The organism is Methylobacterium phyllosphaerae, assembly GCF_001936175.1.
Taxonomy (GTDB): domain Bacteria; phylum Pseudomonadota; class Alphaproteobacteria; order Rhizobiales; family Beijerinckiaceae; genus Methylobacterium; species Methylobacterium fujisawaense.
In genome coordinates this window covers 2,849,554-2,863,960 of sequence record NZ_CP015367.1, presented here as the reverse complement: position 1 = coordinate 2,863,960, position 14,407 = coordinate 2,849,554, and the positions used below count along the sequence as shown (strand labels likewise).

12 protein-coding genes are annotated in these 14,407 nt (G+C 66.3%); 3 read left to right on the top strand and 9 right to left on the bottom strand.

Annotated features, from left to right (window positions below; all coding sequences use genetic code 11):
• Positions 1 to 140 precede the first annotated feature (140 nt).
• Positions 141 to 1,148 (top strand): formylglycine-generating enzyme family protein, encoded by a 1,008-nt coding sequence (locus MCBMB27_RS12980; RefSeq protein WP_075381955.1) that lies wholly within the window; start codon positions 141 to 143, stop codon positions 1,146 to 1,148.
• Positions 1,145 to 3,676: an arylsulfatase gene (locus MCBMB27_RS12975; protein WP_083683513.1), complete on the top strand. Its 2,532-nt coding sequence runs from the start codon at positions 1,145 to 1,147 to the stop codon at positions 3,674 to 3,676. The genes MCBMB27_RS12980 and MCBMB27_RS12975 overlap by 4 nt, the downstream gene beginning before the upstream one ends.
• A 468-nt stretch (positions 3,677 to 4,144) precedes the next feature.
• Here MCBMB27_RS12975 and MCBMB27_RS12970 read toward each other — a convergent pair whose 3' ends face one another.
• From MCBMB27_RS12970 to MCBMB27_RS12930, 9 genes are all read right to left on the bottom strand, one after another.
• Complete coding sequence (locus MCBMB27_RS12970; RefSeq protein ID WP_075380612.1) at positions 4,145 to 5,158, bottom strand: SphA family protein; 1,014 nt, start codon at positions 5,156 to 5,158, stop codon at positions 4,145 to 4,147.
• A 401-nt stretch (positions 5,159 to 5,559) separates the two neighbouring features.
• Positions 5,560 to 6,828 carry an MSMEG_0569 family flavin-dependent oxidoreductase gene (locus MCBMB27_RS12965; protein ID WP_075380611.1) on the bottom strand — a complete coding sequence of 423 codons (1,269 nt, stop codon included), beginning with the start codon at positions 6,826 to 6,828 and terminating at the stop codon, positions 5,560 to 5,562.
• Between the two features lie 37 nt (positions 6,829 to 6,865).
• Complete coding sequence (locus MCBMB27_RS12960; protein ID WP_075380610.1) at positions 6,866 to 7,147, bottom strand: MSMEG_0570 family nitrogen starvation response protein; 282 nt, start codon at positions 7,145 to 7,147, stop codon at positions 6,866 to 6,868.
• Complete coding sequence (locus MCBMB27_RS12955; RefSeq protein WP_075380609.1) at positions 7,140 to 8,315, bottom strand: MSMEG_0565 family glycosyltransferase; 1,176 nt, start codon at positions 8,313 to 8,315, stop codon at positions 7,140 to 7,142. The genes MCBMB27_RS12960 and MCBMB27_RS12955 overlap by 8 nt, the downstream gene beginning before the upstream one ends.
• The gene (locus MCBMB27_RS12950) at positions 8,312 to 9,307 is read right to left on the bottom strand and encodes a sll0787 family AIR synthase-like protein (RefSeq protein ID WP_075380608.1); all 996 of its coding nucleotides are present in this window, start codon (positions 9,305 to 9,307) and stop codon (positions 8,312 to 8,314) included. Before MCBMB27_RS12950 ends, MCBMB27_RS12955 begins: the two co-directional genes overlap by 4 nt.
• Positions 9,307 to 9,852: an MSMEG_0567/Sll0786 family nitrogen starvation N-acetyltransferase gene (locus MCBMB27_RS12945; protein ID WP_043347225.1), complete on the bottom strand. Its 546-nt coding sequence runs from the start codon at positions 9,850 to 9,852 to the stop codon at positions 9,307 to 9,309. The genes MCBMB27_RS12950 and MCBMB27_RS12945 overlap by 1 nt, the downstream gene beginning before the upstream one ends.
• The gene (locus MCBMB27_RS12940; protein WP_075381954.1) at positions 9,849 to 10,952 is read right to left on the bottom strand and encodes an MSMEG_0568 family radical SAM protein; all 1,104 of its coding nucleotides are present in this window, start codon (positions 10,950 to 10,952) and stop codon (positions 9,849 to 9,851) included. Before MCBMB27_RS12940 ends, MCBMB27_RS12945 begins: the two co-directional genes overlap by 4 nt.
• Complete coding sequence (locus MCBMB27_RS12935) at positions 10,906 to 11,982, bottom strand: Nit6803 family nitrilase (protein ID WP_075380607.1); 1,077 nt, start codon at positions 11,980 to 11,982, stop codon at positions 10,906 to 10,908. The genes MCBMB27_RS12940 and MCBMB27_RS12935 overlap by 47 nt, the downstream gene beginning before the upstream one ends.
• Positions 11,983 to 12,064: 82 nt before the next feature.
• Entirely contained in the window at positions 12,065 to 12,547 is a 483-nt protein-coding gene (locus MCBMB27_RS12930) for an MSMEG_0572/Sll0783 family nitrogen starvation response protein (protein ID WP_012317268.1), read from the bottom strand.
• 355 nt (positions 12,548 to 12,902) lie between these two features.
• On the opposite strand from MCBMB27_RS12930, the gene MCBMB27_RS12925 reads away from it, so the two are divergent.
• Positions 12,903 to 14,342, top strand: coding sequence for an aminotransferase-like domain-containing protein (locus MCBMB27_RS12925; protein ID WP_043758585.1), 1,440 nt, complete (start codon positions 12,903 to 12,905; stop codon positions 14,340 to 14,342).
• The last annotated feature ends 65 nt before the right edge of the window (positions 14,343 to 14,407 follow it).

Sequence of the window (14,407 nt, the reverse complement as noted above, 5' to 3'; positions counted from 1 at the left end):
GATCTAGCCGGATGGGACAGTGCGCTTCCGAGCCGAAACCGATCCCCTGTCCCATTCGGTCAAGCTGCCGTGCGCAGACTTGATACGTTGCTTCACGCCTTCAGCAGGCATTCTCGTTGGTCCGCGTTGAGGCGCGCGCGATGCCGAGAGTTCCCATCCTCCACCGGTTCGCCATGTCGTCAGATCCCTCGCCGGACATGGTCTTTGTGCCTGGAGGGACGTTCCGGATGGGTTCGGACCGGCACTATCCGGAAGAGGCCCCGGTCCATCGAGTCTGCATAGACGGCTTCTGGATCGACCGCACGCCGGTCACCAATGCCGATTTCCGGACCTTCGTGCGCGCCACCGGCTACGTGACGATGGCCGAGCGCCGGCCCGACCCGAAGGACTACCCCGGCGCGTTGCCGCACATGCTGAAGCCCGGCTCGCTCGTGTTCAAGCCGCCCAGGGGCGCGGTCGAACTGCACGATTGGAGCGCATGGTGGCGCTTCAGATTCGGCGTGCATTGGCGGCGGCCCTACGGGCCGGGCTCCTCGATCGCCGGCCTTGACGATCACCCGGTGGTGCACGTCGCCTACGCCGACGCTGATGCCTACGCAGCCTGGGCGGGCAAGGTCCTCCCGACCGAGGCTGAGTGGGAATACGCCGCGCGCGGCGGTCTCGACGGGGCCGAATTCGCCTGGGGCGACAAGCTCACGCCGGGCGGCCGGCACATGGCCAATACCTGGCAAGGCGCCTTCCCGCACGAGAATCTCGCCCTGGACGGCTACGAGCGCACCTCGCCGGTGACCGCGTTCCCGCCCAACGGCTACGGCCTGCACGACATGATCGGCAATGTCTGGGAGTGGACGACCGACTGGTATGCGCCAAGGCATGAGGGCGATGCGCCCAAGGCTTGCTGTATCCCGATGAATCCGCGTGGCGGATGCGTGGAAGGCAGCTACGACCCTGGTCAGCCGGAGATCAACATTCCCCGGAAGGTGATCAAGGGCGGTTCACACTTGTGCTCGCCGAACTACTGCCAACGCTACCGTCCGGCGGCGCGACATGCCGAGGCAGTCGACACTTCGACGAGCCATCTTGGCTTTCGTTGCGTCGTCAGATCCGGGCATCGAACGCGATCGGCCTCAGCGGGAGGACTGCGATGATCAAGAAAAGCGAGCCCTCTGAGACAGCGCCGAATATTGATTTGCCGACGCCCCCCGAAGGCGCAACGTTCCGTCCAACCCGCCGTGCCCTGCTCTCCGGAACGGCCGCTCTGGCTGTGACAGGAACCGCTGTCCACGCGCAGCTCCGTGGAAGCCCAGGGGCGCCGAATGCCGTCGAGTTCCCGAACAGCCGTGTGTTGCCGACGCCAACGCCGCAATTCAGCGGCACGATCATGCCGACGGCAAAGGATAGCGTTGCCGCTTGGCCGCCCGCGGTTGCTGCCCCGGAGGGCGCGCCCAATGTACTTCTGATCCTGACCGACGACGTCGGTTTCGGCGCGCCGTCGACCTTCGGCGGCCTCATCCCGACCCCCGCGCTCGACAAGATCGCTGCGGCCGGTCTTCGATACACGGCCTTCCACACCACGGCCCTTTGCTCGCCCACGCGTGCAGCCATGCTCACGGGCCGCAACCATCACTCGGCAGGGACCGGAAATATCTCGGAAATGTCTTCGGGCTTTCCCGGATACAACTCGATTATTCCGCCGGAGAAAGCCACGGTGGCGCAGACGCTGCGTCTGAACGGTTATTCCACCGCCTGGTTCGGAAAGAACCACAATATCCCTGCGTGGGAAGCCAATCCCGTCGGCCCGTTCGGCAATTGGCCTGTCGGCATGGGCTTCGACTATTTCTTCGGGTTCGTCGGCGGCGATACGAGCCAATGGCAGCCGGGCAACCTCTTCCGCAACACAACACCGATCCATCCTTACGTCGGACGGAAGGATTGGAATCTCGGGACCGCGATGGCCGACGATGCCATCAGCCACATCAGGACGCTTGCGGCGGTCACGCCCAACCGTCCCTGGTTCATCCACTACGCGCCAGGCGGCACGCACGCGCCGCACCAGCCGCCGAAAGACTGGATCGAGACGTTCAAGGGCAAGTTCGACGCCGGTTGGGAAACGCTTGCCCGTCAGATCTTCGACAATCAGAAGACGCTGGGCGTGATTCCGGCGAACGCGCAATTGCCGCCGTGGCCGGATTTCCTGAAGCGGTGGGATAGCCTGACGATCGACGAGAAGAGGCTCTTCACGCGGCAGGTGGAGGTCTATGCGGCCTATCTCGCCTACACCGACCACGAGATCGGCCGCGTCATCCAGGCGGTCGAAGATCTCGGACAATTCGACAATACGCTGATCATCTACATCAGCGGCGATAACGGCAGCAGTGCCGAAGGCTCCATGAACGGCACGCCGAATGAGGTCGCCTATTTCAATCTTCAGTCATTCACGGTCGAGCAGCAGTTGCCGCTGATCGAGGCCTGGGGCAGCGACCGCACCTATAATCACATGGCCGTGCCATGGACGTTCGCATTCAATACGCCTTATCGCTGGACCAAACAGGTGGCGTCGCACTTCGGCGGCACACGCAATGGTATGGCAATCTCCTGGCCAAAGCGTATCGCCGATAAGGGCGGAATACGAATGCAGTTTCATCACGTGATTGATATTGTGCCAACGCTGCTCGAAGCGATCGGCATTCCACCTCCCACCATGGTGAACGGGATTGCACAAGCGCCGGTGGAAGGCACCAGTGTTGTGTACACCTGGGACAAGCCCAACGCGGATGCGCCGTCCCATCGCAAGACCCAGTATTTCGAAATCTTCGGCAACCGCGCGATCTACCACGACGGATGGGTCGCGTGCACGACACCCATAGCCACGCCGTGGAATCCGGGCGCCCCGGTTCCCGATGATGCGATCAACGGCTACAATTGGGAGCTGTACAATCTCGCGCAGGATCCCACAGAGTTGAACGATCTTGCGAGACAGGAGCCTGAGCGACTGCGTGTCATGCAGGAGCTCTGGCTTGTGGAAGCGACCCGCTATCAAGTGCTTCCTGTAAACAATTCGGTGATCACGGGTATGATCACGCCACGACCGGGCCCGGCCGCCGGCCGCAAGCAATTCATCTATACAGCGCCGGTCTTCGGCATTCAGGCGAATTCGGCGCCCAATATCCTCAATCGCTCATATCGAATTTCGGCCGAAATCGAGGTGCCGCAGGGCGGGGCCAACGGGATGCTGATTACCCAAGGCGGCCGCTTTGCCGGCTGGGGCCTGTACCTGCGCGAGGGCAAGCCTGTGTTTACAATGAACCTGCTGGGCATGGAGCGACCGAAATGGGAAGCCGCGGTCGCGCTGTCGCCCGGTCGGCACACTCTTGTCTTCGACTGGCAGATGGACGCGAACGGCGCCCCGTTCTCGCGAGGCGGATCGGGTACGCTTTCCGTCGACGGCCAGGAAGTGGCACGGCGTTCCCTGCCGCGTACGCTGCCCTTCACCTTTGCCTGGGATGAAACCCTGGATGTCGGTCTCGATACCGGTACGCCTGTCGATGACTCTGACTATCAGGTTCCGTTCAACTTCACCGGCAAGCTGAATCGGATCATTGTGGATCTCGGGGAGTCGAGCGTGACACCTGAAGCGCTCCGCGATTTTCAATCGCAGGCGCAAAAGCGCGGATGAACGATCTGCAAGCTCTGCCTGCGGCGGCATCAAACGCGCTGCAGACCTTCTCCCAATCTGCCCGCCCTTGAAGAAGCCCGTGATGCGGCCTTGCAGGGCATGGGTCACTCCTCTCCGGAGGCGATTGGCGCAGGTGGAGGCCGGCCTTGGATCGGCGTTCGGGGACGTTGTCCTTCAGCGCAGTGGCCAACGATGCACGCTCCTCCCGCGCGGCAGGTCCGTCGGCTGCAGGCGTCCACGCAGCTTTGGCTTGTCACCGGTCGTGTTCTGGCGCGGTCCGGGAACGCGCCAAGCAGGCTGCATGCTTGAAGAACAAGCCTGTCTGCATCGCATATCCGGGTTCTCACTACCGGCCGATGACGACGCCCGGTGTCTGACCCCTCACCGTCCCACTTGGCCAAATCGACCTCGGATGTGAGGCTAGCCCGTGTGGCCGCGTTCTTGGGCAGAGATAATCCGTAACCGACGTCAGAGCTTCGTCACGAGCGGCTTAAGGTCCGCCGGCTGCTGTGCCGGAGCGACCCAGAGTGGCGCAGAGATTGTTAGATACGTTGCCGTGCCGGCGAAGCGGTTCTTGACATCGAACTCGCGGAAGAAGCGCACATTCGTCGAGACCGGGATTTCGCCCAGCTTGAAGGTGTAGCCAATCTGGGCACCGAGTGACGTGACTCGACCTTTGAACGAGCCGATCCTGTCGCCCGAACCGCTGTCGCCGGTGAGCTGGTTGTAATAGTAGCCAACGAGACCGACCGACAGTTCCTTGCTCAAGTACTTCGACGCCGACCATTCCAGATGGAACTCCGTGCCAGTGAGGTATTGCGTCGCTGGATTGATCCAATTGAATGTGATGCCCGGGACGACCGAGAGCTCGTAGCCGAGAAGCGCATCGAGGTAGGTGAGCGCGGCGCTGAGATCGATCGCCGGGCGATTGAGTGCGATATTGGAGAGCTGGCCGTTCTCGAAACTGCCGGACGGGACGACGCCGAGGAGCGTGCCGCTCCAGTGGAAGTTGCCGGAATGCCAGCCTACGAACGAGGCGAGATAGATGTCGCCGACGGTAAAGTTGGCGTCCCGCTCGCGGCCGGCAATGATGCGGTCGATGCGCGGCGAGGCGAGGACGGCCCCGGCACTGACATTGGGCGTGCCGAACGGAATAGTGATGGAAAAGCCGAGATTGCCGCCCAGGATCTCGAACGGCGTGACCCAGATCGGCGTAACGAAGTTCGCGCTCGTGTCGTTCTTGATGTTAGCGGCGACGACGCCGCCGCCCTGGAAGAGGCGGTTTCCGCCGAAATTGCCGGAATAGTAGTATGTCTCGCTCTCGAAGTAGAAGCCCGGCGGCGGTGTCACGCCCGCGAGCGGGCCACGGTTGCCGAGAACGTAGATGCCTTGCGCATATTCCGCCGCCTGTGCATCCGGCGCAGCAACGAGCCCCGCGGCGCAGGCTATGGCCAAATAAAATATTCGCCAAGCCCTGTGCATCGCAACGCCCTCGGTATATTCGACGTTGCTGAATGATCTCACAAATCGAATGCAGTGGCAATGGCCAAGCTAGGATGCTGGCGCCCCGATCGTCGCGATATTATTTATTTTCCTGGAGCGAGATGGATGCAAAATCTATCATCCCGCAGGTCGATATAAAATGATCGCCCGATGTGCGCGATTCGGCTCCGGGTGGCCGATCGGGCCAGGATGCTTCGTTTGCAGGAACACAGGCATCGACCGACGTGAAACGTCTTTCCTTCGAGCCGCCTACGCGAATCCCGGCCCTGGCGATTTCAAGACGAATCTCTGGAAGTGGCGCGACTAAGACTTACAAGCCGGGATGCAGCAATGTCCGCGCGTCATCGCACCGACTGTCGGAAAGCGGATGGGGTGGATGGCTACACGGCGAATTTCAGAGCGAACCGCTCGGCACCGAGGCGCTTCTGGATGGCTTGCGCGACGAACTCGGCATCGCGGCCGACCGCGCCGAAGCGGCCCGAGCCCCAGGTGTGCAGCCAGGGCAGGCCGATGAAGTAGACACCGTCCTCCTTCGTCACCCCGCGTTTGTGCTTGGGGCTTCCTGCGCCGTTGAAGACGGACGCATCGAGCCACCGGAAATCCGGCGTGAAGCCGATGCACCAGATGATCGACGTGATGCCGGAGCCCGCAAGGGTGAGGCCGGTGACGGGCTCACCCGGCTCCCAAACGGGTGTGTAGGGCTCCTGAACAGGAGCCTGGATGTCGTTCTCGGCGATGTACTTGTCGATGGCCGCGTTGATGCCGTTGTACGTCCGGTCTGCCCCGTCGAGTGAGCGCTTGAGGTTGTCGCGGAAGCGCAGCGTACCGTCGTGGTAGTCGTCCAACGCGCCGTAGAGCTTCATGCCCTCGCGGGCGAAGCGGCGCAGGTCGATGTCGCGCCCGCCGTCGCGGCCGGTCACATAGTGATTGGTGTTGTCGCGGACGCCGTCGCGCAGCGGGTGGTTGTCGACCGTCATCTCGTAGTAGCCCATGTCGGCGAGCCACGTGACGACGTCGCGGCCCCGGTAGAACCGGGCGCAGCGCGGCGCGTCGCCGACCGCGAGATGGACCATGCGGCCGGCGAGCTGAAGGTCTTCGGCGATCTGGGCGCCGGACTGACCCGATCCCACCACCAGAACCGCGCCCGCGGGCAGTTGCGCCGGGTTGCGGTACTGGTTCGAGTGGATCTGCGTGACCGAACCCGGCAGCTTCTCGGCCATGCGCGGGATGATCGGCGTATGATATCCGCCCGACGCGACCACGACCTCGCTCGCCGTGTAGTCGCCGTCCGAGGTCCGGACCGAGAAAAGACCATCTTCGCGGCGTTCGACCCGTGTGACCGCGACACCCTCGCGGATCGGCGGGTTCACCTTGGCGACGAAGCCCTTCAGGTAGGCGACGATCTCGTCCTTCTTCATGAACCCGTGAGGATCCGGCCCATCGTAGGGGTGCCCCGGCAGGTCACACTGCCAGTTCGGCGTGACCAGGCAGAACGTGTCCCAGCGCTGCGAGGACCATGTATGCGCCGCGGATTCCTTCTCGAACACGAGGTGCTCGATGCCGCGCTGCTTCAGGTGGTAGCTGACCGAGAGGCCGGCTTGGCCGCCACCGACGATGGCGACAGGGACGTGACGGGACGTGGACGTCATGGCTCTGACTCCGGGATGTTCCTAAGGACGCTCTGGTTCAGGGCTCGAAGGTCTCGACCGTGACGAGGCCGCCCGGGGCCTGCCGCTTCGCCGCGGCCTCGATCCGGGCGAGTTGGGCCATCGCCGACGAGCAGGCGAAGCCGTACTTCTCGCGCACCCGCTCGCTCGCGATGTTGAGGGCCGTGCGGGTCTTCTCGACAAAGTCGTCGAGGGCGTAGCTCTCGCCTGGGGCGAGGAAGTCCTTCACGACGAGGGAAGGTGAGTAACAGGCCTCGCGCCGGCCATCGGGCCAGCGGATGTGGAAATGCATCTCAGACATGGATCGGCTCCCGTTCGACGCGGGCGCAGGCCGCGTAGGTCGCGAGGTGTCGCTCGGCGCAGGCGCGCCAGGAGTGGGTGGCGGCCCGGGCCGACCCGGCAGCGTGCAGGCCGGCGCGGGTCATCGGGGCCAGGGCGGCCGTCATGGCGTCGGCGATGTCCCGGGGATCGCCAGGATCGACGAAGAGGGCGTCGTCGCTCCGGAGATACTCGGTGAAGGGCGGCCGGCGGGAGACGATCGCCGGAAGGCCGCAGGCCATCGCCTCCAGCACGCAGAGGCCGAAGCCCTCCGTCCAGGAGGGAAAGGCGAGAACGTCCGCCGTCCGATAGAAGGCCGGCATCTCCTCCTGAGAGACCGGCCCGGTCTCGATGACTGCCTCGCCGCGCCCGACCACAAGTCCGTGGGCGCTGAGCGCGGCGCGGCATCGGGCGCCGTAGGACGCATGATCAAGGAGCGATGCGCCGCCCACGACCACGAGCTGCGCCTGCGGGTGGCGACTGCGCAGGAGCGCGAAGGCCTCGATGATCCCGGCGGTGTTCTTGCGCTCCTCGAAGCCGCCGACGCTCAGGACGATCGGCCCGCCATCGAGGCCCCAGCGCGCCCGCACGATCGCGTCGGCTTCGGTCGGCATCGCTCGGTAGATCGACAGGTCCACCCCGTTCCCGACAACGGGGATCTCCGTACCGAGATCGCCCGCGATCCGGTCCGCCCAGGCGCGGCTGACGCAGAGCAGGCGCGAGGCCTCACGAATCGAGCGATCCTGCCAATCCGCCAGCACCGGGTCGGAGAAGCTGTCGAGGTGATGGACCGTGCGCACGAAGCCGGGGATCAAGCGGCGGTGCTTGAGCGTCGCGAGGGCATTGCCGCCGATGCCGCAATGGGCGTGAAAGACGTCGAAGTCACAGGCGGCGGGGGACGCGAAGTGGCGCAGGTAATCGTCGATCCGAGCCCGGACGAGGTCAACCGTCGTGCCGGCGACCGGCCTTGCGGCCACTGAGACCATCGGGCAGGCGGCAGGGCGAAAGAAGCCGCGCCCGGACGGATCGGGCGCGTGGACCACGGCCTCATGCCCGAGCGCGCACAGGGCCTCGGCCAGGGCGAGGCAATGCGCGACCCCGCCCCGCGGATTGGTGGAGTGGGTCAGGACGGCGATGCGCAGGGCCGTCATCGGACGGCATCCAAACCGTCCTGGCCGCAGCCGATCAGCGGGCTGACCGTGAAGTCCCAGACCACGGCTTCTCCGCCGGAGGCATCGCGCACTCGGGCGACCCGGCTTGCATCGAGCTGACCCACCGTGGCGACTGCGATGCCCCGTTCGGCGAACCGCGCGCACACGGCGGCCGTGCGCTCAGGGCGAACGCTCAGGAGGTAGCCGAAGCTCGGAAAGGCGGTGAGCCAGCGGGCGAGCGGTATATCCGCAGGCCGCGGGATCGCGTCGAGGTCGATGACACCGCCGACCTTCGAGCATTCCAGCAGCATCAGGGCGGTGCCGACGACGCCCGCCATGCTGATGTCCTTGGCCGCCCGGCAGAACCCGTCCTCCGCGAGGCCCGGCAGCAACGCGAGATCACCGCGCAGGCGCTCGCCCGCCGTGCCGGTCGAAGCGTCCCAGTACGGGTAGGGTTCGCGGAAGCGTCCGCGCAGGTCGATCGCCGCGACGAGGTCGTCGCCGGGCGCCGCGTCGAAGCTCGTGAGCAAACGCGGCCCGGCCCGGCCGAGCACGGCGACCGCCAGGTTGCTCGCCTGGGCGCGCGTGTTGGTGTGACCGCCGACGATCGGGACCCCGTAGAGCGTGGCAGCGGCGGACAGGCCTGCCAGGATCGGGTCCGCCGCCGCGGCATCCCGGCTCCACAGCGCGTCGACCACGGCGAGCGGCCGCCCACCCATGGCGGCGATGTCGCTGAGGTTGACCATGACGCCGCAATAGCCGGCGAAATACGGATCGGCCGCGACGAAGCTGTCGAGGAAGCCTTCGATGGCGAACAGCAGGTGGCCGTCGCCATCCGGTATGGCGGCACAATCGTCACCGACCGGCACCGCGGCGCGCCGGCTGGTCAGGCCGAGCCGCGCGACCACGGCATCGATGTCGCGCTTATGGGCGACGCCGCGCGCGTCACGGATCTGGCCGGCCAGGGCCTGGAGGTCGAAGCCTGCCGTCATCACGCGGCCTTGCGGAACGTGACGAGCCCGTGCTCCGGATCGTGCATCGGCGGGTAGGCCGCGAGGTCCGCCTGCATCAGGTGATGGGCTCGCCCGTGCAAGGCGACTTCCTCGAGGCTCGTCCAGTTCAGGGCCCGGAACAACGGGACGTTCCGGTCCTGCACATGGGCCAGGAACCGCGTGCAGCCCCGCGCATGGGCCGAGGCGACCGCGACCTGGATGAGCCCGGCGCCCAGCGCGGCGGTGCCGCGGAACGGTCCGGCGACGGCCAGGCGCGAGCCCCACCACTCGCCGGGACGCTCCGATCCGTGGTGGATGCGAACGGTGCCGACGACGGCATCGGCGTCGCCGCCGAGCGTCGAGAGGGCACAGATCGGGATGGCGTGCGCGTCGACGGCGTCCCGGTCGTCTTCGGTGAAGATGCGCTGCTCCGCGCAGAAGACTTGGCGGCGCAGCGCCGCGCAGGCGCGCCGCTCCCACGAATTCGTGGCGAACTTGATGCGGAAGTGGCTTGGCCAGTACGGCGGTACGGGTTCGAGGATCATGAGGTCGCCCCCGCGCGCTCGTAGGTGGAAAGCGCCGAGCAGGCGCCGCAGCGACCGCAGCCGGCCTTGATGTCGGTCGCGCGGAGATCTGCGCCGACCAGCATGTCCGCGAGGGGTTTGAGGATGCCGTGCATGAATTCGGGGCCGGGCGCCGGGTGGCTCTCCAGCGGCGTGCCGGAGATCGGCACGAACGGCACCACGAACGGGTAGACGCCCATCCCGATGAGGCGCTCGGCCATCTCCAGGATCGCCGCCGGCGCGTCGCCGAGGCCGGCCAGGATGTAGGTCGAGACCTGGCCCCGCCCGAAGACCGGAACGGCCGCCTCGAAGGCCGTATAGTACCGCTCCAGTGGCACGCTCGCCTTGCCGGGCATGATCCGGGCCCGGACCTCGGGCGTGACGGCCTCCAGGTGCATGCCGAGGGCATCGATGCCCGAGGCCTTCATGCGCTCGAACCAGCGGTCGTCATCCGACGGCTCGCATTGCGCCTGGATCGGCAGGTCGACCGCGGCTTTGACGGCGAAGGCGCTCGCGCAGAGGACGGCGGCGCCCCGGTCGGTCGCGTTCGGGGTGCCTGTGGTCATGACCATGTGCTTGACGCCGTCGAGGAGCACGGCCGCGCGGGCGACCTCGGCGAGCTGTTCGGGCGTCTTGTGCGCGACGGTGCGACCGGCGGCGAGGGACTGGCCGATGGAGCAGAACTGGCAGGTCTTCGTGCGACTGGCGTAGCGGATACAGGTCTGGAGCACGGTGGTGGCGAGCACGTCCCGCCCGTGCAGAACGGCGATCTTCGCGTAAGGCACGCCGTCGAGGGTCGAGAGCGCGTAGAAGCGCGGCTTGCCCGGGAAGGTCGCCTGCCCGATCACCACGCCGTCATGCTCGATCGCCGAGACCCCGTTGGCGTCCGGGTGACGGACCAGGAAGGGCGAGTCGAAGGCGGCCTCGGTGTGGACCGGCACCATCACGGTGCGGCCCGCGATGGTCATGGCCTTGTGGTCCGACGGTCCGGCCCCGCCCCGACGGCTCGGCGCCCCGGCGCGGGTGTCGGCGAGCCTAACGCCGTAGGACTGCAACGCGTTGATCAGGCGCTCCGTTGGCATCCCGACCAGGCCCGCTACCACCGGCGGACACGCGGGACGGCTCGTCGGAAGCGGAGAACGGCTCATGGTCGAGGCTCCGGAAATCGGTCTGGGAATGGATCGGCTGGTGCACGAACGAGGCCGGCCGGTCGTCGTGGAGGAGGCTGAGGAGTTCGGGCCTCGCGTAGTGGCCGACCGCGTCCATCATCCGCTTGCGCTTGGTCACCAGCGCGAGGTCCATGTCGGCGACGAGGATGCCTTCGCCGGGCCCGAGGGGATCCGCGAGGTGCTTGCCCTCCGGCGAGACGATGGCGGTGCAATTGCCTCCCCGGCAGGCGCCGCGCAGGCGCTCGTCCGGGCACACCTGTGCCACCTGCGCGTCGGTGAGCCATCCGGTGGCGTTGACCACGAAGCAGGCCGCCTCCAGCGCGTGGTGGCGGATCGTCACCTCCATCTGATCGGCGAAGATCTGGCCCACGAGCGAGCCCGGGAACTGCGCCGCGTGGATTTCCTCGTGGCGCGCCATGAGGGCGTAGCGGGCGAGGGGGTTGTAGTGCTCCCAGCACGCCAGCGCGCCGACGCGGCCGACCGCCGTCTCGACCACGGTGAGCCCGGCGCCGTCGCCCTGACCCCAGATCATGCGCTCGTGGTAGGTCGGGGTGATCTTGCGGCGCTTGAGCTTCAGGGAGCCGTCCGCATCGAAGATCAGCTGCGTATTGTAGAGCGAGCCGTGGTCGCGCTCGTTGACCCCCAGCACGATCACGGCGCCGTGGCGGCGCGCGGCGGCCGAGACGGCCTGCGTCACGGGTCCCGGCACGGCCACCGCGCGCTCGTAGAGGCGGAGGTGCTCGGCGCCCTGCAGCGCGGGCGGCAGCACGAAGGAGAAGTAGGGGTAGTAGGGGACGAAGGTCTCGGGGAAGACCATGAAGCGCGCGCCCTTCGCGGCGGCCTCATCGATGGCGTTCAGCACCCGCTCCAGGGTCCCCTCCGGCCGGTCGAGATCCGGCGCGATCTGGACGGCGGCAGCCCGCACGATCCGGTTCTCTGACATGGTTGAACCTCCGGCTGTGACGGCGGCCACGTCCCGCATGGCCGCCGGATGCGACGTCCCGGATTGGGGGCCGAGGGCCCGGTCAGACGGTCCAGGTGTCGATGATCACGGCGTTGTCGCGCTTGTGCAGGAGGATGCAGTCGAGGACGTCGAGGGGATTGATCATGCGGATGCCTTCGATGAAGGCGGCCTCGCCGTGTCCGTAGAGCGCCTGGGTCGAGAACCGGCAGGCATAGACCTTGCCGCCCTCGGCCATGAACTTCTCAAGCTGGTTGTTGAAGTTGAGGTGACCTGGAAAGGCCTCGTCGCCGAGCCTCGGGAAGCCGCGCTGGACGCCCAGCGTAATGCCCGGGCCGTAGAGAAGGATGGACGTCTCGAAGCCCTTGCGCTGCAGGCGCGTCGCCTGAAGCAGGTTGACGAGGCCGATGGAGCCCTCGAACGCGACGGTGTGGAAGGTGACAAGCGCCTTCTGGCCCGGCTCGGCTTTGACGTCCTCGAAGACCTTCTCCTCGTAATCGACCAGGACATCGCCCTTCTTGTGAGGCTCGCGGTTCACAGCAGGCATTGATCGTTCTCCTCGATGGACGAACCGCGGCAGACTGATCTTCGAGCGGTCGCAGTCCATTCATGGCAAGCGGTGTGCCAGAGATCTTCGATCAATGGGCCATACAAAGCGCGGGTGTTATATTCATACAATAATGCGATCAATAATTACGGCTTAGCTTCGCCAGATCTGTATCCGGGGCCTACCAGATGGGCGTGACGTGGACAAAAAATCGCCAACGCGTGCGCATTCGCGGATCTGCGATTATATGGATTGTATGGAAATAACCCAGGGAGTGTTCGAGGTATGGCCGCGGTATGGCTATTGCAAGCCATACAATCACGCATTGATCGCATCATGATCTGGGCCGCCACGCATGATTTCGCCGGAGCGAGACGCACGACCCAAGCCGCAGACGGGTGCGGTCGGACTCTGGGTGCCGGATCTGAAGCGGTGGGGTAAGCCTCGTTACCTCGCCATTGCAGAGGCGTTGGCCGATGACATCCGGACCGGGCGTCTGACGGCGGGGACGCGCCTCCCGACCCAGCGCGCACTCGCCGAGGCGCTCGACCTGAACTTCACGACGATCTCGCGCGGCTACGTCGAGGCCCACAAGCGCGGGCTGATCGAGGGGCGCGTCGGCCAGGGGACCTTCGTGATCGATCCGGCGCGTCCGCCCCGTTCGAGCGGTGCGGCGGCAGCGCGTCGGATCGGGCCGGTCGACTTCACCATGAACCTGCCCCCAGAGCCCGACGCGCCGGCCCTGCAAGCCCGCATGCAAGCCGCGTTCGTGGACCTGTCCGGCGATCTCACCAGCCTGCTGCGCTACCAGGGCTTCGGCGGCACCGAGGAGGATAAGGAAGCGGCTCTGCGCTGGCTGAAAGGCCGCGGAATCGTCCCGCCCCGGGAGCGTCTGCTGATCTGCCCCGGTGCGCACAGCGCCCTGTTCAGCATACTGGGTCAGGTCGCCCAGGCGGGCGATACGATCTGCGCGGAGCGGATTACCTATCCGGGCATCCGCGCACTCGCCGCGCATTTGCGGCTGCGCCTCGTCGATCTGCCCATGGACCGATTCGGGGTCGACCCGGATGCTTTTGCCGCCGCCTGCACCAAAGTCGCACCGAAGGCCATTTACCTGAATCCGTTGCTGCAGAACCCCACCACCGCGACCCTGCCCAGGGCTCGGCGCGAGGCCATTATCGCGGTTGCGCGGCGATACGCCGTCACCATCATCGAGGACGACGCCTACGCGCGCATCTGCCCGACTCCGCCACCGAGTTTTGCGGAGCTTGCTCCGGAGATCACCTACTACGTGGCGGGTCTCGCCAAGTGCCTGGGTGCCGGACTTCGCCTCGCCTTCCTGGTCGCCCCGAGCGCCCGTTCCGCCCTGCCGCTCGGCGGTGCACTCCGGGCCGCGACCGTAATGGCCTCGCCGATCGCGACGGCCTTGGCAACGCGCTGGATCATGGATGGCACGGCGGAGGCCATCGTCCAGTTCGTTCGCGAGGAATCGGCCGCGCGCCAGCGCATCGCGGCCGCGATGCTTCCGGCCGGGACCTATACTGCCGACCCGCATGCCTTCCACGTTTGGATCACGCTGCCGGAGGGCTGGACGCGCTCGGCCTTCGCCAGCCAAGGTCGGTCGGCCGGGCTCGGCGTCATCGGCAGCGACCCGTTTTGCATCGCGGGGACGCCGCCGGAGGCGGTGCGTCTCTGTCTCGGCGGCCCCTCGACCCGGCAGCAGATCACGCACGGATTGGAAGTGCTCGCCCACGCGCTCGAAGGCTCGCCGGCCCTGGCCTCCGCCTATATCTGACCCGTCCGAGCCGCGCACAGGTCGAAGTGACCTGACCGGCCGGCTTTGGGCCGGGCTGATTGAGG